The 23,304-nt window shown below is 70.1% G+C and carries 21 protein-coding genes; 9 read left to right on the forward strand and 12 right to left on the reverse strand.

Features of this window, described 5'->3' with window-relative positions; all coding sequences use genetic code 11:
* Nucleotides 1-2: 2 nt before the first annotated feature.
* Entirely contained in the window at nucleotides 3-455 is a 453-nt protein-coding gene (locus tag RQG84_RS03385) for an SRPBCC family protein (RefSeq protein ID WP_311208860.1), read from the reverse strand.
* Nucleotides 456-524: 69 nt separating this feature from the next.
* Between RQG84_RS03385 and RQG84_RS03390 the strand changes: the two genes are divergently transcribed.
* The 3 genes from RQG84_RS03390 (at nucleotide 525) to RQG84_RS03400 (ending at nucleotide 3,807) form a co-directional block, all read left to right on the forward strand.
* Complete coding sequence (locus tag RQG84_RS03390) at nucleotides 525-1,922, forward strand: RNB domain-containing ribonuclease (protein WP_311208861.1); 1,398 nt, start codon at nucleotides 525-527, stop codon at nucleotides 1,920-1,922.
* A 47-nt stretch (nucleotides 1,923-1,969) separates the two neighbouring features.
* Complete coding sequence (locus RQG84_RS03395; RefSeq protein WP_311208862.1) at nucleotides 1,970-2,968, forward strand: ABC transporter substrate-binding protein; 999 nt, start codon at nucleotides 1,970-1,972, stop codon at nucleotides 2,966-2,968.
* 74 nt (nucleotides 2,969-3,042) lie between these two features.
* Nucleotides 3,043-3,807: an SIP domain-containing protein gene (locus RQG84_RS03400; RefSeq protein ID WP_311208863.1), complete on the forward strand. Its 765-nt coding sequence runs from the start codon at nucleotides 3,043-3,045 to the stop codon at nucleotides 3,805-3,807.
* Nucleotides 3,808-3,822: 15 nt separating this feature from the next.
* Here the strand turns inward: RQG84_RS03400 and RQG84_RS03405 are convergent, their stop codons facing one another.
* The 9 genes from RQG84_RS03405 to RQG84_RS03445 form a co-directional block, all read right to left on the reverse strand.
* Nucleotides 3,823-4,998: a low temperature requirement protein A gene (locus RQG84_RS03405; RefSeq protein WP_311208864.1), complete on the reverse strand. Its 1,176-nt coding sequence runs from the start codon at nucleotides 4,996-4,998 to the stop codon at nucleotides 3,823-3,825.
* 105 nt (nucleotides 4,999-5,103) lie between these two features.
* Nucleotides 5,104-8,151, reverse strand: a complete 3,048-nt coding sequence (locus RQG84_RS03410; protein ID WP_311208865.1) for a type I restriction endonuclease subunit R — start codon at nucleotides 8,149-8,151, stop codon at nucleotides 5,104-5,106.
* 176 nt (nucleotides 8,152-8,327) lie between these two features.
* Nucleotides 8,328-8,570, reverse strand: coding sequence for a hypothetical protein (locus RQG84_RS03415; protein ID WP_311208866.1), 243 nt, complete (start codon nucleotides 8,568-8,570; stop codon nucleotides 8,328-8,330).
* Nucleotides 8,570-9,043, reverse strand: a complete 474-nt coding sequence (locus RQG84_RS03420; RefSeq protein WP_311208867.1) for a nucleotidyltransferase domain-containing protein — start codon at nucleotides 9,041-9,043, stop codon at nucleotides 8,570-8,572. The genes RQG84_RS03415 and RQG84_RS03420 overlap by 1 nt, the downstream gene beginning before the upstream one ends.
* Before the next feature lie 22 nt (nucleotides 9,044-9,065).
* A complete protein-coding gene (locus tag RQG84_RS03425) occupies nucleotides 9,066-9,614 on the reverse strand; it encodes a DUF222 domain-containing protein (protein WP_311208938.1) in 549 nt (182 codons plus the stop codon).
* 51 nt (nucleotides 9,615-9,665) lie between these two features.
* Nucleotides 9,666-10,268, reverse strand: coding sequence for a restriction endonuclease subunit S (locus RQG84_RS03430; protein WP_311208939.1), 603 nt, complete (start codon nucleotides 10,266-10,268; stop codon nucleotides 9,666-9,668).
* Nucleotides 10,259-10,921 carry a restriction endonuclease subunit S gene (locus RQG84_RS03435; protein WP_311208868.1) on the reverse strand — a complete coding sequence of 221 codons (663 nt, stop codon included), beginning with the start codon at nucleotides 10,919-10,921 and terminating at the stop codon, nucleotides 10,259-10,261. Before RQG84_RS03435 ends, RQG84_RS03430 begins: the two co-directional genes overlap by 10 nt.
* Nucleotides 10,918-11,841 carry a restriction endonuclease gene (locus RQG84_RS03440; protein WP_311208940.1) on the reverse strand — a complete coding sequence of 308 codons (924 nt, stop codon included), beginning with the start codon at nucleotides 11,839-11,841 and terminating at the stop codon, nucleotides 10,918-10,920. Before RQG84_RS03440 ends, RQG84_RS03435 begins: the two co-directional genes overlap by 4 nt.
* Before the next feature lie 2 nt (nucleotides 11,842-11,843).
* Nucleotides 11,844-13,403, reverse strand: a complete 1,560-nt coding sequence (locus RQG84_RS03445) for a type I restriction-modification system subunit M (protein WP_311208869.1) — start codon at nucleotides 13,401-13,403, stop codon at nucleotides 11,844-11,846.
* Between the two features lie 125 nt (nucleotides 13,404-13,528).
* Between RQG84_RS03445 and guaB the strand changes: the two genes are divergently transcribed.
* Genes guaB through RQG84_RS03465 form a run of 4 tightly spaced genes read left to right on the forward strand, consistent with a single transcriptional unit; the run spans nucleotide 13,529 to nucleotide 17,151 of the window.
* The gene (guaB, locus tag RQG84_RS03450) at nucleotides 13,529-15,037 is read left to right on the forward strand and encodes an IMP dehydrogenase (protein ID WP_311208870.1); all 1,509 of its coding nucleotides are present in this window, start codon (nucleotides 13,529-13,531) and stop codon (nucleotides 15,035-15,037) included.
* A 7-nt stretch (nucleotides 15,038-15,044) separates the two neighbouring features.
* A complete protein-coding gene (locus RQG84_RS03455) occupies nucleotides 15,045-15,605 on the forward strand; it encodes an SRPBCC family protein (protein ID WP_311208871.1) in 561 nt (186 codons plus the stop codon).
* Between the two features lie 26 nt (nucleotides 15,606-15,631).
* Nucleotides 15,632-16,738, forward strand: a complete 1,107-nt coding sequence (locus RQG84_RS03460; protein WP_055966179.1) for a GuaB3 family IMP dehydrogenase-related protein — start codon at nucleotides 15,632-15,634, stop codon at nucleotides 16,736-16,738.
* The gene (locus RQG84_RS03465; protein ID WP_311208872.1) at nucleotides 16,735-17,151 is read left to right on the forward strand and encodes a hypothetical protein; all 417 of its coding nucleotides are present in this window, start codon (nucleotides 16,735-16,737) and stop codon (nucleotides 17,149-17,151) included. The genes RQG84_RS03460 and RQG84_RS03465 overlap by 4 nt, the downstream gene beginning before the upstream one ends.
* A 2-nt stretch (nucleotides 17,152-17,153) precedes the next feature.
* Here RQG84_RS03465 and RQG84_RS03470 read toward each other — a convergent pair whose 3' ends face one another.
* Nucleotides 17,154-19,844, reverse strand: coding sequence for a DUF4153 domain-containing protein (locus RQG84_RS03470; RefSeq protein ID WP_311208873.1), 2,691 nt, complete (start codon nucleotides 19,842-19,844; stop codon nucleotides 17,154-17,156).
* Entirely contained in the window at nucleotides 19,841-20,533 is a 693-nt protein-coding gene (locus tag RQG84_RS03475; protein ID WP_311208874.1) for a response regulator transcription factor, read from the reverse strand. Before RQG84_RS03475 ends, RQG84_RS03470 begins: the two co-directional genes overlap by 4 nt.
* 293 nt (nucleotides 20,534-20,826) lie before the next feature.
* Here RQG84_RS03475 and efeO point away from each other — a divergent pair, with 293 nt between their 5' ends.
* Together efeO and efeB are read left to right on the forward strand one after the other, a co-directional pair.
* Nucleotides 20,827-21,960, forward strand: coding sequence for an iron uptake system protein EfeO (gene efeO, locus RQG84_RS03480; protein WP_056573499.1), 1,134 nt, complete (start codon nucleotides 20,827-20,829; stop codon nucleotides 21,958-21,960).
* A 31-nt stretch (nucleotides 21,961-21,991) separates the two neighbouring features.
* Nucleotides 21,992-23,266 (forward strand): iron uptake transporter deferrochelatase/peroxidase subunit, encoded by a 1,275-nt coding sequence (gene efeB / locus RQG84_RS03485; RefSeq protein WP_311208875.1) that lies wholly within the window; start codon nucleotides 21,992-21,994, stop codon nucleotides 23,264-23,266.
* Nucleotides 23,267-23,304: the final 38 nt, after the last annotated feature.

Consider the following 23,304-nt stretch of genomic DNA (forward strand, 5'->3'; position numbering starts at 1 on the left):
CCTCAGGCGACCGCGGCCGCTAGGTTGGCCAGGGTCGACTCGAGCGCCTCGTGCGGCACGACGGGGAAGTGCAGCCGCTTCAGGACGGCCGGGTCGGAGACCTTCGACCAGTCGTAGGTGACGCTGACCTCGGTCGAGTCGCGCCCGAGAGGGGTCAACCGCCACACCCACTCCCAGCCGGCCGGGTCGGCGTCGACCGCTCCGGTCTGCCACGCCAGCAGGGAGCCCTGCTCGAAGCCGGTCACGTGGTTGTCGGTCTGGTAGTCGCCGGCCCTCGGGTGGTGCATGTTCATCCTGAACGACTGGCCCGCGGCGGTGATGCGGTCCGAGCGGTCGTCGCTGCGCACCATGTCGGAGCCGTCGATCTCGTGGTGCCGCTGGGGGTCGGACAGGATCGCGAAGACCTCGCCGGCCGGTGCGTCGATGGCGCGGGTGGCGGTGATGTGCGTGTCCATGCCTCCACCTTGCCTTCCACGGAGGTCGGCGCAACCGGGTCGGTGCGGTGCGCTGGTAGCGTCGCGGACGTGTTCGAGACGCTGCGCCGAGAGCTCGACCTGCCACCTGCCGAGCGTTCCGACGACTTCCCCGACGACGTGCTCGTCGAGGCCGACGAGGTCGCGGCCCGCGGCCCGCTCGCGACGACCGATCGCACCGACCTGCCCTTCGTCACCATCGACCCGCCGGGGGCCATGGACCTCGACCAGGCGGTTCACCTCGAGCGTCGCGACGGCGGGTTCCGGGTGCACTACGCCATCGCCGACCTGGGCGTGATCCCGCTGGGGAGCGCGATCGACACGGAGGCCCGCCGACGCGGGCAGACCATCTACCTGCCCGACGGTCGCGTGCCGCTGCACCCGCCGGTGCTCTCGGAAGGTGCGCTGAGCCTGCTGCCCGACCAGGTGCGGGGCGCCGTGCTGTGGAGCATCGACCTCGACGCAGACGGCACCGTCGTGGACCATCACGTCGAGCGTGCGCTGGTGCGGTCCGTCGCCCGCTTCGACTACGAGACCGTGCAGGCCGACGCCGACGCCGGCCGACTGCACCCGAGCATCAGCGCGCTGCCCGACGTCGGCCGGCTGCGGCGCGCGGCCCGCGTGGCCGCGGGTGCGCTCGAGCTGGGCCTGCCCGACCAGGAGGTCGTGCCCGACGAGGCGACCTCGGGCGGGTGGCGCGCGGTCTGGCGTGTCCGGCGCGAGGCCGACGACTGGAACGCGGAGATCTCGCTGCTCACCGGCACCGTGGCCGCGTCGATCATGCTCGAGGCGCGGGTGGGGCTGCTGCGCACCCTGCCCGACCCCGACCCGCGCGACGTGCAGCGGTTCCTCGACCGCGCCCGCGCTCTCGGCGTGGACGCAGGCGACGACCCGGCGGCGCTGCTCGACCGCCTCGACGCCGACGACGTCACCCACCTGGCGGTCATGACCGACGCCACCCGTCTGCTGCGCGGAGCCTCGTTCACCGCCTTCGACGGAGAGCCGCCCGCGGCCCCGGGTCACGCGGGCGTCGGGGCGCCGTACGCCCAGGTCACCGCACCGCTGAGGCGGCTCGCCGACCGTTTCGCGAGCGAGGTCTGCCTGGCGGTGTCGAGCGGGGGTGAGGTCCCGAGGGCGCTGCGCGAGGCGCTGCCGTCGGTCCCCGACGCGATGCGAGCCTCCGACGCCCTCGCGTCCCGTGCCACCCGCGGCGTGCTGGACCGGGTGGAGGCGTCGATGCTCGCCCCGCTCGTCGGCCAGGAGGTCGCGGCGCTGGTGGTCGACGTCGACGGAGAGGATGCGGACGTCATGCTGCTCGAGCCCGCCGTGCTGGTCGCGACCGACGCCGGCGCGGGGTCGGCCCGGCTGCGCGAGGGCGAGCGGCGCCAGGTCCGGGTGGTTACTGCCGACCCTGCGGCGGGCGTGGTGCACCTCACGCCGACCGAGTGATCTGACCTCTTGCTCAGGTAAGGCAACCTTAAGTTAGGCTGCCCTGCATGACACGACGTTCCCCCCTGCTCCGCCGCACGGTGGCTGCTGCCGCCCTGGCCCTCGCGCTCCCGCTCGCCGCCTGCGGCTCGTCCGACGACGACTCCGGCTCCGACCAGGCCTGGACCTACACCGACGACCTCGGCACGAAGCTCGAGCTCGACGCCGCGCCCGAGCGCCTCGTCGTGCAGTCGTCGGTCGCGGCCGCCCTCACCGACCTCGGCCTCGGCGACAAGATCGTCGGAGTCTTCGGACCGGTGAAGAACGCCGACGGCGAGCTCGACTCCCAGGCCGCCGGACTCGACGCCGACGCCGTCGAGGACGTCACCGGTGGCGGCGAGTACGGCGACATCGACCTCGAGAAGCTGGCCGGTCTCGAGCCGGACCTGGTCGTCACCAGCAGCTACCTCGAGCCCGACCTCTGGTACGTCAACGCCGACGTCAAGAAGAAGCTCGACGCGCAGTTCCAGACGCTCGTCATCAGCTTCGACGGCAAGACGCTCCCGCAGATCATCGACTCCACCGAGAAGGCCGCCACGGCGCTGGGTGCCGACGAGGCCGACTTCGCCGAGGGCCGTGAGGCCTTCGAGACCGCGCAGGCGCGGCTCGAGAAGGTCGCGCAGGACGCGAAGCCGTCGATCCTCGCGGTCTCGTACTCGCCCGACCTGTTCTACGTCTCCAACCCCGAGGTCAGCCCCGACCTCAAGTACTACCGCGACGAGATCGGCCTCGACATCGTGACGCCGAAGAACCCCGACGAGGGCGGCTACTTCGAGTCGCTCAGCTGGGAGAAGGCCGACACGTACGACGCCGACGTCGCCTACTGGGACGACCGCATCGGCAGTGCCGGCCTGGCCGCGCTGAAGAAGGAGCCGGTCTGGGGCAAGACCACGGCCGCCGAGAACGACGCCTACATCCCGTGGACGTCCGTGGCGCCGCCGTCGGCGCAGGCCTACGCCGACGTCTTCGGCCGCTTCGCCGACGGTCTCGAGACGTTCACGTCCTGACACCTCGGGCAGCGACGGCCCCGACCCAGGGGTCGGGGCCGTCGTCGCCCGACCCGGCCGACCTGGAGCACACCGTGTCGAAGACGCCCACCCTGCTCGCGAACTACGTCGAGGCCCAGGCCCACGGGGCCACCGTCGGCGCGAACAAGGTGATCTCGCCGGGCCTGCGCCGTCTCGTCCTGCGCTGCCCCGACTTCGCGTCCGCCACGATCGAGCCGTGCGACGTGACCGCGTTCCGCGTGTCCCGCAACGAGTTCCGTCACTACACGCCGGCACTGATCGAGGGTGACGCCCTGACGATCATCGTGCAGCGCCACGACCATCCCGGGCCGACGCCCGGTCACGACCTGGTCGAGGGGTGGGCCGAGGGTGACGCCGTGAAGGTCTGCCGGTGGTCGTCCGCGCGGGCCTTCACGTGGGACCCGGCGGGGGTGCCGGGCCGTGGGCGGCAGACGGCGACCGGTGACGGACGACCCGCCGTGCTGCTCGGCGACGCGACCGTGATCAGCCTCGCGCTGTGCATGGCCGAGCGTGCGGCCCGCGACGGACGCGACCTGGTCACCGTGCTCGAGGTGCCCGAGCTCGACGTGGACGCGACCCGGGCGCTCGTGCCGGAGGCCACCGTGCTCCCGGCGGTGGAGACGCCAGGTGCGGTCCTGGACGCCTGGATCCGCGCGAACGTCGAGGCGCTGCGCGTGCTGCCCGACCCGGTGGCCTACCTGGCCGGCAACGGTCCGGCCATCCAGCGCCAGCGCACCCTCCTGCGCGACGTCGTGGGGCTGGACCGCAAGGCCGTGAGGACGCAGCCCTACTGGGCCGAGGGGAAGTCCGGTCTCTAGACCCGGGGCCGCCGGTCAGTGACCAGCCGGCGCCGTGGTCGGGGGTCGCAGCACCAGCACGACCACGACGGCCACGAGCACGATCGCGGTGACGGCGAACGGGATCGGCAGGACCGGGTCGAGCAGCACCAGCAGCGCGCCGAGCGGCACGACCGTGTTGACCACGCGGTCGGCGTGGTCGCGCAGCGCGATCCACCAGATCCCGAGCACGAAGAGCGCCACCGGCACCGTCACGGTGAACGCCGCGGCGAGGTCGGACAGCTTCGAGTGGTCGGTGAGCACGTCGATCTCCACCTCGATGCCCGCCGACAGGGCGCCGGCGGCGGCGAAGACGACGTAGTGGACGTAGCCGTAGCGCAACGAGCTCGCGAGCGAGGTGATCGCGCGGTGGTGCGGCGGCCAGAAGTAGATCCACCACAGCGCCGCGGTGACCACGAAGGCCAGGGTGGCGACGGCCAGCAGTGGACCGAGGTCGGCCTCGTCGTGGAGCGCCTCGAGCACGGCGTTGGCCGATCCCAGCAGGCTCTCACCGAGCAGGATCAGCGTGAACAGGCCGTACCGCTCGGTGATGTGGTGCGGGTGCCACGGAGTCGTGCTGCTGCGTTCGGCGACGACAGGCACGGCCAGCTCGGCCAGCACGAGCACCACGAAGGCGACCGGCAGGACCGACTCGGGCAGGGCGAGCATCGCGATCCACAGGACCTGGACGAGCGCGATGCCCGCGGCGTAGGTGAGGCAGGTCCGGCGCGCGTCGCCGGCCTGGCGGGAGGCGCGCAGCCACTGCGCCACCATCGCGACACGCATGATCACGTAGCCGACGATCACGATGCGGAAGTCCTGGTCGGCGAAGACCGGCTCCACCCCTGCAGCCAGCACGAGCACGCCGGCCATCTGCACCAGGGTGAGCACGCGGTAGAGCCAGTCGTCGACCGCGAACGACGTGGCGAACCAGGTGAAGTTCATCCACGCCCACCAGATCGCGAAGAAGACCATCGCGTACGACACGAGCCCGTCGACGACGTGGTCCTCGGTGAGCGCGTGGTGCAGCTCGACTGACGCGGTGCTCACCGCGACGACGAAGACGAGGTCGAAGAACAGCTCCAGCGTGCTGGCCGTGCGACCCGACTCGCCCGGGTCACGAGGGCGCATCGGCAGCAGCCGCAGGCTGGACGTCGCTGGGTTGGTGCTCATGCTTTCCTCCCGAGGGCAGCCGGCACGCCCGGCCCCGGCGGACATCCTGCCAGCGCCGGCCGGCACCGGTCATCCCTGCCGGACCTCTGCCCCCGGTCGGGTGGCTCAGCCGAGTCCGGAGTACCGGTCGAAGAAGGTCCGCAGCTTCTCCAGCACCGTCCGTTTCTTCGCCGCGTGGTTGCCCGCCTTCGCGAATCGCGAGGTGGGCGGCAGGATCCGCGTCACCGCGGTGCCCGTCTCGGTGAGGACGCCGTCGCGGAACGCCGCGTCGACGAACGTGCGCGTCTCCTCCGGCTTCAGGTTCTCGGTCTCGATAATCGCGTCGAGCTCGGACTTTCGCTTCGCCGCGACGAAGGCCTCCCACTCCTCGTCGACCTCGGCGCCGACCGTGAGGGAGTCGACGAACTGCTCGATGAGGTCGCGCTTATTCCGCAGGCTCGGGCTCGCATCGACCGCACGGGTGATCTGCGCGCGGATCTCCTGGTCGTCCGCGGGGCCGTGCTCCTCGAGGTACCGGCGCACGAGCATGAGCACGTAGTCGACGTTGACCTCGACCTGCTTGATGAGCTCGATCTCGAAGACGAGGTCGTCCTCGATGGCCTCCATCTCGGCGGCCTGCTCCTGGCGGAACGAGCGGTAGAGGTCGAGGTAGACGCTCTGGTGGTTCTGCAGGTCTCTCGCGGACAGGATCTCCTGGCCTGCGAACTCGTCGAAGGAGACGAGGATGTTGCGCAGCCGCAGGATGGCGCCGAGCAGGGCGATGAAGTCCTTCTGCGCCTCCTCGCCGATCGGCGTGACGCCTGGTTCGAAGTGGGCCTGCAGCTCGGCGACCTTCGCGGCGTACTCGGCGTGGTACTCCGCGAATGGCGCCATGAGCACGATGCCCTGGGCGTCCTTGTTGCCGAACAGGGCGAGGGCGTCGTTGGTGGCGTCCTCGAGGTCGCGGAAGCAGACGATCGTGCCGTACGTCTTGACTGAGTTGAGGATGCGGTTGGTGCGGGAGAAGGCCTGGATGAGTCCGTGCTGGCGCAGGAACTTGTCGACCCACAGGGTGTTCAGGGTGGTGGCGTCGAAGCCGGTGAGGAACATGTTGACGACGATCACGAGGTCGATCTCTCGGTTCTTCAGCCGTTGCGAGAGGTCCTTGTAGTACCCCTGGAACCCGTCGGCGGACGTGTCGAAGGAGGTGGCGAACAGGTCGTTGTAGTCGGCCACCGCGTCCTCGAGGAAGTCGCGGGAGCCCTGGTCGAGCGCGTCGGTCTCGAAGTCCTCCTCGGCCAGCAGGCCTCCGCCGACCTCCTGGTTGGCGGCGTAGCTGTAGATGATGCCGATGCGCAGCCGCTGGTAGCCGGGGTCGGTCTCCTCGCGTCGGCGCTGCTCGGCCTCGAAGGTCGTGTAGTACCGCTTGGCCGCGTCGATGGAGGCGGCGGCGAACAGGGAGTTGAAGCCAGAGACGCGCTTGTCGCCGAGCTTGTAGTGCTGGGCGCGTCGGGTCTTCTGGTCGAAGTGGTCGAGCACGTAGTCGACGACCTGGCTGATGCGCTGCGGTGACAGCAGCGCCCGTTCGGTGTCGATGGCGGAGACCTGCTTGTCGACCACGCCGTCGCCCACCCTGACGGTATTGACGTAGTCGATCCGGAAGGGAAGCACGTTCTTGTCGTGGATCGCGTCGACGATCGTGTAGGTGTGCAGCCGGTCGCCGAAGGCCTGCTCTGTGGTGCGCAGGCCGGGTGAGCCGCTGGTGCCGGCGTTGTCGGCGAAGATCGGCGTGCCGGTGAAGCCGAACAGGTGGTAGCGGCGGAACGCCTTCGTGATCGCGGTGTGCATGTCGCCGAACTGGCTGCGGTGGCACTCGTCGAACACGATCACGACGTGCTGGTCGTAGACCGGGTGCTGGGGGTTGCGCTCGATGAACCGGGCGAGCTTCTGGATGGTGGTGACGAGGATCCTCGAGTCGGGGTTGCCGAGCCGCTCCTTGAGGTGGTTCGTGTTGCGGGTGCCGTCGACCGCACCCTTCTCGAACCGGTCGTACTCGCGCATCGTCTGGTAGTCGAGGTCCTTGCGGTCGACGACGAACAACACCTTCTCGACGCCGGCGAGTCCGCTGGCGAGCTGCGCGGTCTTGAAGCTGGTGAGGGTCTTGCCCGAGCCGGTGGTGTGCCACACGTACCCGCCGGCGGAGACCGATCCCCAGCGCTTGGCGTGGCTCGACGTCTCGATGCGCTGCAGGATCCGTTCGGTGGCCACCACCTGGTACGGCCGCATGACGAGGAGCTTGTGGTCAGAGTCGAGCACGCAGTAGCGGGTGAGCAGGTTGAGAAGCGTGTGCTTGGCGAAGAACGTCTTGGTGAAGCCGGTGAGGTCGCCGATGCGGGTGTTGGTGGCGTCGGTCCACCAGCTGGTGAACTCGAAGCTGTGCGACGTCTGCCGGCGTCCCTTGCGGCCGGCGGCCTTGGCCACCTCGCCGACGTGGGACTCACGCGTGGTGTTGCTGTAGTACTTGGTGAGGGTGCCGTTGCTGATGACGAAGAGCTGCACGTACCCGAACAGTCCGGAGTCGGCCCAGAAGCTGTCGCGCTGGTAGCGGGCGATCTGGTTGAAGGCCTCGCGGATGTCGACGCCACGTCGCTTGAGCTCGACGTGAACGAGCGGCAGTCCGTTGACGAGGATGGTCACGTCGTAACGGGTAGCCTTGGCGCCTTCGGCCTCGTACTGGTTGATGACCTGCAGGCGGTTGCGGTGGATCTTCCGCTTGTCGAGCAGGCTGATGTTCTTCGCGGTGCCGTCGTCGCGGGTGAGCACCTGTACGTGATCGGTCTGGATGCGGACGGTCTTCTCGACGATCCCGTCGCCGGCGGCGGCGATCTTCTCGGTGAAGAACCGCTTCCACTCGGTGTCGGTGAACGTGTAATCGTTGAGCCGGGCGAGCTGCTCGCGCAGGTTGGCGACGAGGTCGGCGTCGCTGGTCAGAGGTAGGTACGCGTAGGCCTGGCGCTGCAGTTGGTCGACGAGTGCCTTCTCGAGAGAGGCTTCGCTCTGGTAGCCGGCGTCGTCGCTCGCGTCGGCGAGGTACTCGGCGACGACGGTGCTCTCGTCGCTGACGGCGACGGGCGCGTAGGCCGGGGGAGTGCCGGGGGTCTGGGTGCCGCTCACCGTTCGACCCTAGAGGCTGCGAGGGACGGAACTCGGCTGATCGTACCGGTTCACTGCTCTCGCGCTTCGGCCGTGATCACGCGTTCCGCTACTGCGATCAGGTCGGCGAGGGCGGCACTCCAGGCGGGGACGTCGCGGGTGAGCGTGGTCCAGGCGATGGAGCGGTCGATGGTGTCCTACTGGTGGATGGGCCAGTTGCGGGTGGCCACGGCGTCGGGCCAGCGCACGCCGTCGGGCGCCTCGAGTCCTGCACGGCTGAGCCGGTTGGCCGTCTCGCCGATCTTCATGAGCAGCGAGTCGCCTGCTTCCTGGAGCAGGGCGTCGTCGAGGTAGGCGTCCCGTCCGGCCGCGACGACGGTCTGGGCGCGGGTGAACCAGTCGCGCAGGTGCAACAGCTCCTTCGCCGTGCGCCGGTCCATCACAGTGCCTTCGCGTCGGTGAGGATGTCGGCGTCGCGGGCAGGGTGGAGTCCGCCGTAGGTGACGAGGTCGACGGGCCTCCCGAGCACGGTCTCGAACGTCCCTCGGAGACGCATGACGTCGGCGATGCTCGCGTCGATGGGTGGGTCGACGAGGAGGTCGATGTCGGAGTCGGACGTGGCATCGCCCCGTGCCACGGAGCCGGAGACCGCGAGACGGGTGAAGCCGCGGTCGTGGGCGACCAGGACGAGGACGGGCGCAGCGGCTTCGACGAGTGTCTCGACGTCGATGTCGTCGAGACGTCGAGCGACGGACAGCTGCTGACTGACGGCCGGCTGGCTGATGCCGAGCGCGGCGGCGATCTCCCGCTGGCTCGTCCCACCGGCCACCAGTGCCCGCAGGGCGAGGGCGCGACGGAGTCGCGCGACGTCCTCGTCGCGCCGCGCAGCGCGGTAGTCGTCCAGTAGAGTCATAAGGCCACCTTATTGCGCGTGATCAGGGTCGCCAGCGGGTGTTGCGGATCCAGGGGTCGGCGCCGGCGACCTTCCACTCGACGTGTCCGTCGTCGGGGTTGATGCGGCCGGTCCAGCCCTGGTCGTGGACCCGGTGGTGGTGGAACGAGCACAGCAGCGCCCCGTCGCGGATGTCGGTGGTCTTGCTGATGGCGTAGGGGGTGAGGTGGTGGGCCTCGCACCCTCTGCTCTCGCGGTCGCAGCCGGGTGCGGTGCAGCCTCCGTTCCCGCGTTCGAGGGCTCGTCGGGATGACCGGTTGAAGAGCCGATTCGTCGACCCGAGGTCAAGCGGCAGTGACGTGCCGTTCAGGACCATCGACACGACCTGCGCGCTGCACGCGAGCCGCCTGGCCTCGCCGGCGCTGATCCGGGTCCCGTTGGACAGGCCCGCGGCCTTCAGGCCGTCCATGAGGGTCTCGTAGTCGAGGTTGACTGTCACGACCGCGTTCACGCCGCCGTTGGACGGGAGCTCGTCGGCGGTCAGGTGCTCGATCAGGCTGGCGAACGCGTGGCCGGACCTTCGGCGGAACAGGTCGGCACCACTGGCCGGAGCCTTCCGCCGATCTCCTGCTGAGGTGCCGGTTTAGGCAGGCTTGAACGAGAGCAGCCGGTCGCGATAGTGCTCGTACTGCGTCCTTCGAGCCGCGATCTCGGCCGGCAGTCCGGAGCCGAGGTCGTTCACCAGCGCGTCGAGGGCGTCCAGCGTCGAGGCGATGCGCTGCTGGTCGGCGATCGACGGAACGGGGATCTCGAGGCGCCGAAAGCGATCCTTCGAGATGTTGAATCGCGTGACCCCGCTGGCGGTCTTCGCGATCGCCCACCGTATTGGCGTGGATCGGAAGAGGTGCCGTGCGAATCGAGGATCGATGTTGATGTCGTCGTTGAAGCGCAGGCCGAAGCAGAAGCTGTTCAAGTAGAGGGGTTCGTCCGGTTCGATCATCACGACCGACGACATGCCGACCTCTGCTGCGCTCTCGGAGGAGGCGGTGAACAGGACGTCGCCGCGTACGACGCGGTTCTGTCGTTCGCCGGGCTCCACCCGGACGAGGTTCGATGGAAGCGCTCGGAGGGTCGGTAGAGCGAAGACGTCGGTGTAGGAGACGAATCGACTGTCGCCGCCGGAGAAGTCCTGCTTCGATTTCCCGGTCAGTCCCCCGTAGAGGACGGCGACGTCACTCAGTCGGATCCTTCGGGGGGGGTCTCCGTCTGGAAGCTCAGCAGCGAGTCACGGTAGAACTCGTATTGGCGACGTCTCGCTTCCAGCTCCGCTTCCAGCTCCGCTTCCAGCTCCGCTTCCAGCCGTTCCATTTGCTTCAAGACCTGCGCGATCGCGACCTGGGTCTCCACCGCTGGGATGGGGGTCAGAATAGTCGCGAGGTTCGCGCCCGAAATGCGAGCCAGCTTGGACTCGGAGGCCAGCCGCGTTTTTTGTTCATGGAAGTGGGTCGACTGGAAGAAGTAAGAGAGGAACTCGGGATCCATGCCGTGATCCGTGAGGATGAAGCAGTCGTCGTGCACCGCGACCGGCTCATCTCCCATCCAGGCGACGGCCTTGCCGACTTCGGAAACGTTTTCACCCGTGCCGGCGATAACGATGTCGCCTTTGCCTGCCAGCCGCAGGGTACTCCGAAGCTCCGGACGAACGAAACGCCGCGCTCCAAACGCCACGGTCCCGTAGGTCGTGTAGATCTCGCCGTAGTGGATCGACGGCAACCCGACCTCGACATAGTCAGCCTTCGTGAACCGCCGACCTCGGATGAACGTCCCGATCTCCCCGAGCGGTTTGCGGTCGACGTCTTCGGGGGTGAGGTCCCGGAGGAATGTGCCAGCATCTGTCATTCGAAGAAGTCCTCATCCACCTCGACCAGCTGATAGGTCTGTTTCACCTGCACGCCTACGCCGTACCTGACCATGAGGGAAGTCATCCGTTCGCCGTCGACGAGGATCAGTCGGCTGGGGACGATCTCGGCGTAGTCGACCGCATCACGACTGAAGCGGCTCGTGGTGAAGAAGACCCCGCCATCGGCCTTGCCACTCAGTGCACCCACGAAGGCCTGAAGCTCGGGTCGACCTACGGCTCGATCCGTATATCGCTTCGCCTGCACGTAGACACGCGCGACGCCAAGTGCGTCCTGGTCGATGAAGCCGTCGATGCCTTCATCGTTCGACTGCTTCGTGAGAGTCGCTCGCCCCTCAGCACCTCCGTAGCCCATCGCGATCAGAAGATCGAGCACGGCCTGTTCGAAGAATGCCGGATCGTTCCCGACGAGCCGTGTCCGCAAATCGGCTGTGACGTCGTCGTGGATCCGCTTGAGGCCGATCTCGATCTGCTCCACTGGATCGACGCTCTGCGAAATCTCGTCCTGGTCTCCCGTGCTCGCGGCTATGGGGCGAGCCGGTTCGTCGCGGGAACTGACGCGCTTGTTGATCCACCATTCGTCGCCTGGCCGCGCCAAGGGCCGAAGATCCGCCTCGGTGATGCCGCTCGGATGTGAAGCGATCAGCTCGTGGCCGCGATCTGCGATCACGTAGTGCCCCCGACGGGGCCGGGAGATCGCGTCCACCCGTTGGAGATAGGAGGTCGCCCATCCGATCCTGTTGAGTGCTTTCCGGTTGCCGGAGCCCAGTTCCTCGGCTCGCTCTTCGGAAGTGAGCCCAATGAAGTCCGAGACCTCGGTTGCCAGGTCCCTGAGGCTCCGCACCTCGCCGTCGCGCAGCACCAGCAGAACTGGAAGACAAAAGCCGTCCCATGTCGGCATGCTCACGCAGTCCCCTCCAACTCCGCCACGATCGCGTCGATCTTCTCCCGCAGCACCGACTGCCGGGCGACGATCTCCTTGATCTCGGCGTTGAGGGCGACGATGTCGACGACCTGGCGGGTGTCCTCGGCCTCGACGTACGACGAGACGGAGAGGTTGTAGCCGTTGGCGGCCAGCTCGGCGGCGGGGACGAGGCGGGCGAAGTGGGGCACGCCCTCGCGGGCAGTGAAGGCGTCGAGGATCTTGCCCTGGTGCAGCTCGGTGATCTTGTTCTTGTTGCCGATGCGGGTGAACTCGGCGCTCGCGTCGACGAACAGCACCGCGTCGTCGGCCTTGCTCTTCTTGAGCACGAGGATGCAGGTGGCGATGGTGGTGCCGAAGAACAGGTCGGGCGGCAGCTGGATGACGGCGTCGACGTAGTTGTTGTCGACGAGGTACTTCCGGATCTTCTGCTCGGCTCCGCTGCGGTACATGACGCCGGGGAACTCGACGATCGCGGCCGTGCCGTCGACCGCCAGCCACCGCAGAATGTGCATGGTGAAGGCGAGGTCGGCCTTGCTCTTGGGCGCCAGCACGCCCGCGGCGGAGAAGCGCTCGTCGTTGATGAGGAGAGGGTCGGCGTCGCCCGGCCACTTCGTGGAGTAGGGGGGGTTCGACACGATCGCCTCGAACGGCTCGTCGTCCCAGTGCGCCGGCTCGAGCAGCGTGTCGCCGTGGGCGATGTCGAACTTCTCGTAGTTCACGTCGTGCAGGAGCATGTTGATGCGGCAAAGGTTGAAGGTGGTCAGGTTGATCTCCTGCCCGAAGTAGCCCTGGCGCACCCCGTTCGGCAGCACCTTCGCGAACTTCAGGAGCAGCGAGCCCGACCCGCAGGCCGGGTCGTACACCCGGTTCACCTCAGTCTTGCCGACCACGGTGATGCGCGCGAGCAGCTCGGATACCTCCTGCGGCGTGTAGTACTCACCGCCCGACTTGCCGGCGCTCGAGGCGTACATCTGCATGAGGTACTCGTAGGCGTCGCCGAAGGCGTCGATCGTGTTGTCGGTGTAGCTGCCGAGGCCCAGGTCGCCGATCGCGTCGAGCAGCTTGACCAGCTTCTCGTTGCGCTTCGCCACGGTGGGCCCGAGCTTGCTGCTGTTGACGTCGAGGTCGTCGAACAGGCCCTTGAGGTCGTCCTCGCTGGGCGTGCCCACGGCCGAGCCCTCGATGTCGCGGAACACGCGCGCGAGGGTCTCGTTGAGGTTCTCGTCGTCTCGAGCACCCTTGCGGACATTGACGAAGAGGTCGGACGGGAGGATGTAGAAGCCCTTCTCGGCCACCACCTCATCCCGGGCGAACTCGGCGTCGGCGTCGGTGAGGTCGGCGTACCGGAACGTCGGGTCGCCGGCCTCGTGCTCGGCCCGGTCGAGATAGTTCTGCAGGTTCTCGGAGATGTATCGGTAGAGCAGCATGCCGAGCACGTAGGTCTTGAAGTCCCAGCCGTCGACCGCCCCGCGCAGGTCGTTGGCGATCCGCCAGATGGTCTTGTGCAGCTCCGTGCGCTCGGTCTCCTTGGTGGTCACGCGCCTGAGTCTCTCCCACGAAGCAGGGAGGTCTCTACCCGCCTCCTCGAGGGGTGCTCACTTTCGCGGCGCAGGTCACGTCCGACGCGGTCGGAACCGCTGGCGCGCGGCCGTACCATGGCTGCATGGAGCAGGGCATCCCCGACAAGTTCGCCAGCCTCGGCCTCACGTACGACGACGTCCTGCTGCTTCCCGGCGAGACCGACGTCGTCCCGAGTGACGTCGACACCACCGCACGGCTCACGCGCGACCTGACGCTGCGGATCCCGCTGCTGTCGAGCGCGATGGACACCGTCACCGAGTCGCGCATGGCCATCGCCATGGCGCGCGAGGGCGGCATCGGCATCCTGCACCGCAACCTCTCCATCGAGGACCAGAGCTACCAGGTCGACCTGGTCAAGCGCACCCAGACTGGCATGATCCCGAACCCCGTCACGATCGGCCCGAAGGCCACGCTCGAGGAGCTCGACGAGATCTGCGGCGAGTACCGCGTCTCGGGCCTGCCCGTCGTCGACCCCGACAACCGGCTCCTCGGCATCATCACCAACCGCGACCTGCGCTTCACGCCCGTCGCGGAGTGGTCCACCACGATCGTCGGCGACGTCATGACGCCCATGCCGCTCGTCACCGGGCCGGTCGGCATCAGTCGTGAGGACGCCTCGTCGCTGCTGCGCCAGCACAAGCGCGAGCGGCTCCCGATCATCGACGCCGACGACCGCCTCGCCGGTCTGATCACCGTCAAGGACTTCGTGAAGTCCGAGCAGTACCCGCTCGCCAGCAAGGACGACGAGGGTCGTCTGCTCGTCGGTGCCGCGGTCGGCTTCTTCGGCGACTCCTGGGACCGTGCCAACGCGCTGCGCGAGGCCGGGGTCGACGTGCTCGTCGTCGACACCGCCCACGGTCACGCCCGTCTGCTGCTCGACATGGTGCGCCGCATCAAGGCCGACCGGAACTTCGACGGCATCCAGGTCATCGGCGGCAACATCGCCACCCGCGCCGGCAGCCAGGCGCTCGTCGACGCCGGTGTCGACGCGGTCAAGGTCGGCGTCGGACCGGGCTCCATCTGCACCACACGCGTGGTGGCCGGTGTCGGCGTCCCGCAGGTCTCGGCCGTGTACGAGGCCTCGCTCGCCGCCAAGCCGGCCGGCATCCCCGTCATCGCCGACGGCGGGCTGCAGTACTCCGGCGACATCGCCAAGGCGCTCGTCGCGGGTGCGGACTCGGTCATGGTCGGTTCGCTGCTCGCCGGCTGTGAGGAGAGCCCCGGGGACCTGATCTTCATGAACGGCAAGCAGTACAAGACCTACCGCGGCATGGGCTCCATCGGCGCCATGGCCTCGCGCGGCAAGAAGTCCTACTCCAAGGACCGCTACTTCCAGGCCGACGTGGTCAGCGACGACAAGATCGTCCCCGAGGGCATCGAGGGCCAGGTGGCCTACCGCGGTCCGCTCGGTGCCGTCGCCCACCAGCTCGTCGGTGGCCTGCACCAGTCGATGTTCTACGTCGGCTCGCGCACCATCCCCGAGCTGCAGGAGCGCGGTCGCTTCGTGCGCATCACGTCGGCGGGGCTCAAGGAGAGCCACCCGCACGACATCCAGATGACCGTCGAGGCCCCCAACTACGCCGGACGCTGACGACGTCGTGAGGCCCCGTCGCGTCCTGGCCGACCGGTGGGGCGTCACCGACGCCGAGGTCGCGCTGGAGTACGGCTGCGACGACGTGCTTTCGGACGCGCCGATGCAGGCGTGGCGGGGCGTCACCGTCGACGCGCCGGCCGACGTGGTGTGGGCGTGGGTGCGCCAGCTGAGGCTGGCCCCGTACTCCTACGACTGGGTCGACAACCTCGGCCGACGCTCGCCGCGGGTGCGCGCCGACCTGCCCGACCCCGTCGTCGGCGCGGTGTTCATGACGGCGATGGGACGCCAGGTCGGGCGCGTGCTCGCGGTGGAGCCCGGCCGTGAGCTCACGGCCCGGATCGGCCCCGCCGTCATGAGCTACCGCGTCGAGCCCGTGGGGCAGGGGCGCACCCGGCTGCTGCTCAAGCTCGTCTCCCGGGGCAGTCGGCCTTTCGTCGACCTGCTGTCGCTCGGCGACCTCCCGATGGCGCGCCGCCAGCTGCTCAACCTCAAGGCGCTCGCCGAGGGCGAGGCGCACGGACGAGGACTCGGGGTGGGACCCGCGACGACGCCCGACGAGACGTGACGTCCGTCGCCACTAGGGTGGGACGCATGCCTGAGCTCGACATCGGCGCCGCCAAGCGCGGCCGCCGCGCCTACTCCTTCGACGACATCGCGATCGTGCCCAGCCGGCGCACCCGCGACCCCGAGGAGGTCTCGACGGCCTGGCAGATCGACGCCTACCGCTTCGAGCTCCCGGTCATCGCCGCACCGATGGACTCGGTGATGAGCCCCGAGACCGTGATCGCGCTCGGTCGCCACGGTGGGCTCGGCGTGCTCGACCTGGAGGGTCTGTGGACCCGCTACGAGGACCCCACCCCCCTGCTCGCCGAGATCGCGTCCCTCGACGCCGTCGCCGCGACCGCACGGCTGCAGGAGATCTACGGCGAGCCGATCAAGGCCGAGCTGATCAAGGACCGCCTCCGCGAGATCCGCGACGCCGGCGTCACGGTGGCCGCCGCCCTCTCGCCGCAGCGCACCAAGCAGTTCTCCGACGTGGTCGTGGAGGCCGGGGTCGACCTCTTCGTCATCCGCGGCACCACCGTCTCTGCCGAGCACGTCTCGAGCCAGACGGAGCCGCTCAACCTCAAGGAGTTCATCTACGAGCTCGACGTCCCCGTCATCGTCGGCGGCTGCGCCACCTACCAGGCCGCCCTGCACCTCATGCGCACCGGCGCGGCGGGCGTCCTCGTCGGCTTCGGCGGCGGCGCTGCGCACACCACGCGGTCGGTGCTCGGCGTCGCGGTGCCCATGGCGTCCGCCGTCGCCGACGTCGCCGCAGCCCGCCGCGACTACCTCGACGAGTCGGGCGGCCGCTACGTGCACGTCATCGCCGACGGCTCGATCGGCCGCAGCGGCGACATCGCCAAGGCCGTCGCCTGCGGTGCCGACGCCGTCATGATCGGCTCCCCGTTCGCCCGTGCCACCGAGGCCCCGGGCCGCGGCTTCCACTGGGGTGCCGAGGCGTGGCACGCCGAGCTGCCGCGCGGCAAGCGCGTCGAGATCGGCACCGTCGGCTCGCTCGAGTCGGTGCTCTTCGGCCCCTCGTCGGTGCCCGACGGCACGATGAACCTCATCGGGGCGCTCCGCCGCGCGATGGCCACCACGGGCTACACCGAGCTCAAGGAGTTCCAGCGGGTCGAGGTCGTCGTCGCGTGAGCGCCGGGTCGGCGTCCGGCGACACCGGGAGCCGGCTGCCGTCGCTGCCGGCCGACCTCGGCCCCGTGCGCGTCGCCGACGTCGTCGTCGCGACCGTCCTGTGGCTCGGGCTCTCCGCCCTGTCCGCCGTCGCCGGTGTCATGGCGCTGCTGCTGGTCATGGCGGCCGACGGCTGCGGAACCTCCTCCGACGACGGCGCACTGCTGTGCGGCGACGGGGGAGGACTGCTGTTCTTCCTGGGCATCGCCGTCCTCTGGCTGGTGCTGGCGACCGTCGTCCTCGGCTCGGCGCTGCTCATCGTCCGTGGGGCGATCCGGCGCAGACGCACGTGGCACTGGCCTCTCGTGGGCCTGGTCGTCGGTGTCGCGGGTTGTGCCGCGATGGTCGGCTGGATGGTCGTCCTCACCCGCTGACCTCACTCACGCGCGATGGTGAGGCACGACCCGTCGGACGGGACCGCGGCCACCTCGGCCCGTGCCCGGTCGGCGCGCTCCCGTCCCAGGTTCCAGGACCAGGCGCCGCCGTCGTCGGTCTCCGTCGGGCCGTACGGATCGTCCAGGACGCACGCGGCAGTCCGCTCGGGCAGGCCGGCCACGATCGACGGCACGGCGTCGTCGCCGAGCGAGCGCAGGTAGTCGACGTCGAGGGTCCCGGTCTCGGCGAAGCGCTCCACGTTGTGGGTGGCCACCCAGCCGGCGGGATTCATCAGGCCGAGGACCAGCAGGACGCCGGCGCCGGACAGCAGCGCGGCGCGCGGCAGCCAGGTCCCGGTGAGCCGGCCGACGGCAACCAGGGTGAGTGCCACGAGCAGCCCGAGCCACAGCTCGAAGCCCACGACGGCGAGGCGGAGCACGGTGTAGCCGTAGGCCTCCTGGTACAGATCCATCCGGTACAGGGCGGACACGACGACGGCGAGCGTCAGCACGCACAGCAGCCCCAGCACCAGTCGCAGCACGAGCCTGTCCCGCTCGTCGGTGCGCGGGGCCTTGCGGGCGGCGACCCCGATGACGACGAGGGTCAGGAACGTCACCGTCGTCAGCTGGCCGAAGCCCTGGTGCACGTACTCGGCGTAGGTCAGGCCGGTGGTGCGCTGCAGGTAGTCGCGGCCACCCCACATGGCAGCCGACTGCGCCACGAGGAAGGCGACGAACAGGGCGACGACGGTGCCGAGCGGCACGAGCCACTCCCACCGGTGCCGCACCGGTCGTCCGGTGGGGAGGTCCTCGGCGAGCAGGGGTGGCGGGTTGAGGGCCAGGTAGCAGCCGGCCAGGGTGACGCCGGCGACGAAGAAGCAGACGAACCCGCGAGCCACGACCGAGTCCCAGGCGAGGTCGGGCACGATGCTCGACGCCCAGGTGCCGAAGACGGCGTCGCCCGAGGCGAAGAGCCCGCCGAAGAGCACCAGGCCGGCGGCGACCAGTGCGGTCGTGCGCAGCACCGGCCACAGCAGGCGCGAGCGGCTCGTGGCCGAGAGCGTCCGCCCGAGGAGCGGCAGCCCGCGGGCGGCGGACGCGATCCACGCGACGACGGCACCGGGGATCGCGACGACCGACCGGGCTCGGGTGACGGCGACGGCCACCGTGGTGCCGGCCACGACCACCCCGAGGAGCCCGACCCACTCACTCGCGCGCAGCACCGTCATCGAGGCGAGGGCGACCCCGAGAGCCACGCCCACGACCGTGAACGGGTCGGCGGCACTGCGGGAGCGACCGCGTGCCGCCGTCAGCACGACGGCAGCGACGGAGAGGGCGAGCAGCAGGGAGCCGACGCCGATCGGCTGGTCGACGATCAGCAGGGAGCCGAGCACGCCCACGCCGGCCGAGGCGAGCAGCAGCGGCACCTGCGGGGGCAGCGCGCGCTCGGGCCACAGGCGGGCCAGCAGGTCGTCGGCTCGGCCGGTGGAGGGTGGTGGCGCGACGTCCGGCACCGTTGCGGTGGCGCCGGGGTTCTGTGGTGGGGTGCTCGCGGTCATGGGGGTGCTCCTCGGGTCGATCGTCGGGAGGGTCGATGCCTGGGCGGCGGCCGGACGGGGTGTCGGACGGGGGTCGCGCGGCAGGGTGGCGCGCAGGTGCGCTCCCGCGGTGGAGGGCACGACGTCGACGGTGCCGCCGTGCAGCTCGCAGACCCAGCGGGTGATCGCGAGTCCGAGGCCGGTGCCACCCCCTGCGTCGGGGCCGGTGCCGAACCGCTCGAAGACGCGGTCCTCGAGGTCGGACGGGATGCCCGGACCCTCGTCGCGGACGTCGAGGTGCCACCGGCCGTCCTCGGCCGAGGCGCTCACCCGGACCGAGCGCCCGGTCGGGCTGTGCCGGACGGCGTTGTCGACCAGGTTCGCCACCACCTGGGCGAGTCGACCGGGATCGGCGCGGACGGCGAGATCGGGTGGCGACACCTCCACGGTCACGGACGTGTCGCGCCCACGGTCGGGGCTCTCGTCGACGACGGACCGCACGAGCGACTCGACGTCGACGTCCTCGAGGCGCAGCGGCGCCACACCCGCGTCGATGCGCGACAGGTCGAGCAGGTCGGCCACCAGGTCGCTCAGGCGCTCCGCCTGGTGCAGCGCGGCGCCGAGCGCCGCGTCGTCGGGCTGGACGACGCCGTCGGCCAGGTTCTCCAGCAGCGCCCGCTGCGCGGTGAGCGGGGTGCGCAGCTCGTGCGCGACGGTCGCGACCAGCTGGCGGCGCTCGCGGTCGGTCGACTCCAGCGCGGCGGCCATGGCGTCGAACGCGCGGGCGAGCCGGCCGACCTCGTCGTCGGATGTCACGCCGACACGGACGCCGTAGTCGCCCGCCGACATGCGCGCGGTGGCGTCGGTCATGGTGCGAAGCGGCGAGGTCATGCCGCGGGCGAGCCACTGCGTCACGAGCAGCGCGGCCCCCACCGTGACCGGCAGGGAGACCCAGACGGGCAGGCCGGCCCGGTCGCCGATCTGGGCGAGGAGTGCGGCGACCACGGTGCTCGCGCCGACGAGCAGGCCCAGCTTGGCCTTGATCGAGCCGACCGCGTCGAGCGGACGCCCGCCGCCCGTCGGTCCAGTGCCCGTCGGTCGAGCGCCCGTCGGTCCAGTGCTGGTCGGTCTCGTGCTGGTCGGTCGGGGGCTCATCGTTCCTCCAGGGCGTACCCGACGCCGTGCACCGTGCGCACGCGGTCGGCGCCGATCTTCGCGCGCAGGGCCTTCACGTGGCTGTCGAGCGTGCGGGTGCCCGAGGCGTCGGACCAGCCCCACACCTCCTGCATCAGCTCCTCGCGGCTGCGCACCGACCCGGGCTCGGCGGCGAGTGCCGTGAGGAGGTCGAACTCCAGCGGCGTGAGGTGCACGTCGGCACCGTCGACCCTCACCCGACGGGTGGCGCCGTCGACGGCGAGCGAGCCGACGGTGCGCGTCGGCGCTGCCTGCGCGGCCAGCTCGGCGGCCCGGTCGACGCGGCGCAGCAGGGCGTGGACGCGGGCCACCAGCTCACGCTGGCGGAACGGCTTGGTCACGTAGTCGTCGGCGCCGACGCCGAAGCCGACCAGCACGTCGGTCTCGTCGTCGCGTGCGGTGAGCATCAGCACGGGGACCGGACGCAGGGCCTGCACGCGTCGGCACACCTCCAGCCCGTCGAACCCGGGGAGCATGAGGTCCAGCACGACCAGGTCGGGGTCGTGCTCCTCGAACGCGACCACGGCCCCCGGCCCGTCGTGCGCCTGGACCACGTCGTGGCCCTCGGCGCGCAGGCGGTCGGTCACCATCTGGTTGATGAGCGGCTCGTCCTCGACGACGAGGATGGTGCGACGGGCTTCGGCGGTCATGGACCCGACCCTAGGTTCGCTGCGCGTCCCGGCGTGGGGGAGCGACCTGGAGATCGTGTGAAGATCCGTCGGCCGCGTGCCCCCGCCCCCTGCCCCCATCGGTGGATCCTCAACCGCAGCAGCGGCCCTGCGGTTGAGGATCCACCGATGGGGGGCGGGTCGAGGGGGCGGGTCGAGGGGGCGGGTCGAAGGGCCGGCGCACGTCACACGCCGGATCGTTGCGTGGGGGAACCGGTGCGGGACTACCATGGTGAGGCTTTCCTCACCTGGACGCCCGCTCCCGAAGGATCTCCATGCACCGCAGTCTCGCCGCCACCGGCCTGGTGGCCGTCTCCCTCTCCCTGCTCGGCGCCTGCGCCGAGAAGCCGGCCGCGGGTGACGGGACCGTCGCCGTCGCCGCATCGGACTCCTCGTGCGAGGTGTCCGCCACGAAGCTCGACGCCGGCCCGACCACCTTCCAGGTGACCAACAAGGGCTCCAAGGTCACCGAGTTCTACGTCTACGCCGAGGGCGACCGCATCATGGGCGAGGTCGAGAACGTCGGCCCCGGCCTGTCACGGGACCTGGTCGTCGACCTGCCGAAGGGCTCCTACGAGGGCGCCTGCAAGCCGGGCATGGTCGGTGACGGCATCCGCCAGACGCTGTCCGTGACGGGCGCGCCGGCGAAGGACCTGTCGGACTCCGAGGAGCTCAAGGCCGCCGCCGCGAGCTACGAGCGCTACGTCGAGAGCCAGACCGGCGCGCTCATCGACAAGACCACCGAGTTCGTCGACGCCGTCAAGGCCGGCGAGGTCGACGAGGCCAAGGCGCTGTTCCCGCGGGCCCGCACCTACTGGGAGCGCATCGAGCCCGTCGCCGAGATCTTCGGCGACCTCGACCCCATCACCGACGGCCGTGAGCCCGACGCGAAGGCCGAGGGCCGCGACTTCACCGGCTGGCACCGCATCGAGAAGCAGCTGTGGGTCGAGGGCGACACCAAGGGCATGGACCCCTACGCCGACGAGCTGCTCGCCAACGTGAAGAAGGTCGTCGAGCTCAGCAAGGAGCAGCCGCTCACCGCGCTGCAGCTGGCCCAGGGCTCGAAGGGTCTGCTCGACGAGGTCGCCACCGGCAAGATCACCGGCGAGGAGGACGAGTTCAGCCACACCGACCTCTGGGACTTCAAGGCCAACATCGAGGGGTCCCAGGCGGCCATCGCGGCCCTGCGCCCCGTGCTGGAGAAGGCCGACCCCGAGCTGGTGACGCTCATCGACCAGCGCTTCGAGGCGCTCGACACCGAGCTCGACCAGCACCAGGACGCCGACACCGGCGAGTGGGTCGGCTACGACACGCTCACGAAGGCACAGGTCAAGAAGCTCTCCGACGCCGTCGCCGCCCTGAGCGAGCCGATCAGCAAGGTCGCGGCCGTCGTGGCCGCCTCGGCGTGACCACCTGCCCCACGGGCTCGAGCACGGCAGGATGGCCGTCGTGACCGAGCGCAGCGGCGTCTCCCGTCGTTCCCTGCTGGGGGCGGCCGGGGTCGGCGCGCTCGCTGCGGGGGCCGCCGGTGGCTACGCGGTGGCCGCCACCCGCGACGAGCCGGTCGCGCCGGACCCCGACGCGGTCCCGGTCGCGTTCGAGGGCCGGCACCAGGCGGGGATCCTCACCCCGGCCCAGGACCGTCTGCACTTCGTGGTGCTCGACGTGACCACCGAGAGCCGTGACGAGCTGGTGTCGCTGCTGAAGGAGTGGACGCAGGCCGCGCGCCGCCTCACGCAGGGCAACGAGGTCGGGGTGTACGGCGCGGTCGCCGGGACCCCGCTCGCCCCGCCGGAGGACACCGGGGAGGCGTTGGGTCTGCCCGCGTCGGGTCTGACCCTCACGATCGGCTTCGGCCCCAGCCTCTTCGAGCGCGACGGGAAGGCCCGGTTCGGTCTCGACGGTCGACGGCCCGCCGAGCTCGTCGACCTGCCGGCCTTCTCCGGCGACCGGCTCGACCCGGCGCTCACCGGTGGCGACATCGCCATCCAGGCGTGCGCCAACGACCCGCAGGTGGCCGTGCACGCGGTCCGCAACCTCGTGCGCATCGCCTTCGGTCGCGCGTCGGTCCGCTACACCCAGCTGGGCTTCGGACGCACGTCGTCCACCTCGGCCGCCCAGGTGACGCCGCGCAACCTCTTCGGGTTCAAGGACGGGACGGCCAACGTCAAGTCCGAGGACCGCGACGTCGACGACGTCGTGTGGGTGCAGCGCTCCGACGGCCCGGACTGGCTGGTGGGCGGGTCCTACCTGGTGGCCCGACGCATCGACATGCGCATCGAGACGTGGGACCGCGAGCCGCTGGCCGGCCAGGAGGCGATCATCGGCCGGGCCAAGGGGTCGGGCGGACCGCTGTCGGGCGGCGACGAGCACGCCGCGATCGACCTGGCCGCCAAGGGCGCCGACGGCGAGCCGGCCATCCCCACCCTCTCGCACGTGCGGATGGCGCACCCCGACTCCAACGGCGGCGCCAAGATCCTGCGCCGCGGCTACAACTTCGTGAACGGGACCGACGGTCTGGGCCAGCTGGCGGCGGGGCTGTTCTTCATCAGCTTCCAGCGCTCGCCCGAGCAGTTCGTGCGCATCCAGCGCACCCTCGCGGGCAGCACCAACGACGCGCTCAACGAGTACATCGTGCACCGCAGCTCCGGGGTGTTCGCGTGCCCGCCCGGACTCGGGGCGAAGGGGTTCTGGGGCGAGGGCCTGCTCGGCTGACGTGTGACGTCCCCGATGTGACACAAGCCCTGTCGCGT

The sequence above is a fragment of the Aeromicrobium sp. WCS2018Hpa-31 genome (genome assembly GCF_031843905.1).
Lineage (GTDB): Bacteria > Actinomycetota > Actinomycetes > Propionibacteriales > Nocardioidaceae > Aeromicrobium.

What these genes read in the sequence shown, in the direction of transcription:
- RQG84_RS03385 (WP_311208860.1), bottom strand. Translation starts at nt 455, where the DNA reads ATGGACACGCACATCACCGCCACCCGCGCCATCGACGCACCGGCCGGC.
- RQG84_RS03395 (WP_311208862.1), top strand. Translation starts at nt 1,970, where the DNA reads ATGACACGACGTTCCCCCCTGCTCCGCCGCACGGTGGCTGCTGCCGCC.
- RQG84_RS03405 (WP_311208864.1), bottom strand. Translation starts at nt 4,998, where the DNA reads ATGAGCACCAACCCAGCGACGTCCAGCCTGCGGCTGCTGCCGATGCGC.
- RQG84_RS03415 (WP_311208866.1), bottom strand. Translation starts at nt 8,570, where the DNA reads ATGGACCGGCGCACGGCGAAGGAGCTGTTGCACCTGCGCGACTGGTTC.
- RQG84_RS03420 (WP_311208867.1), bottom strand. Translation starts at nt 9,043, where the DNA reads ATGACTCTACTGGACGACTACCGCGCTGCGCGGCGCGACGAGGACGTC.
- RQG84_RS03435 (WP_311208868.1), bottom strand. Translation starts at nt 10,921, where the DNA reads ATGACAGATGCTGGCACATTCCTCCGGGACCTCACCCCCGAAGACGTC.
- RQG84_RS03440 (WP_311208940.1), bottom strand. Translation starts at nt 11,841, where the DNA reads ATGCCGACATGGGACGGCTTTTGTCTTCCAGTTCTGCTGGTGCTGCGC.
- guaB (WP_311208870.1), top strand. Translation starts at nt 13,529, where the DNA reads ATGGAGCAGGGCATCCCCGACAAGTTCGCCAGCCTCGGCCTCACGTAC.
- RQG84_RS03460 (WP_055966179.1), top strand. Translation starts at nt 15,632, where the DNA reads ATGCCTGAGCTCGACATCGGCGCCGCCAAGCGCGGCCGCCGCGCCTAC.
- RQG84_RS03470 (WP_311208873.1), bottom strand. Translation starts at nt 19,844, where the DNA reads ATGAGCCCCCGACCGACCAGCACGAGACCGACCAGCACTGGACCGACG.
- RQG84_RS03475 (WP_311208874.1), bottom strand. Translation starts at nt 20,533, where the DNA reads ATGACCGCCGAAGCCCGTCGCACCATCCTCGTCGTCGAGGACGAGCCG.
- efeO (WP_056573499.1), top strand. Translation starts at nt 20,827, where the DNA reads ATGCACCGCAGTCTCGCCGCCACCGGCCTGGTGGCCGTCTCCCTCTCC.
- efeB (WP_311208875.1), top strand. Translation starts at nt 21,992, where the DNA reads ATGGCCGTCGTGACCGAGCGCAGCGGCGTCTCCCGTCGTTCCCTGCTG.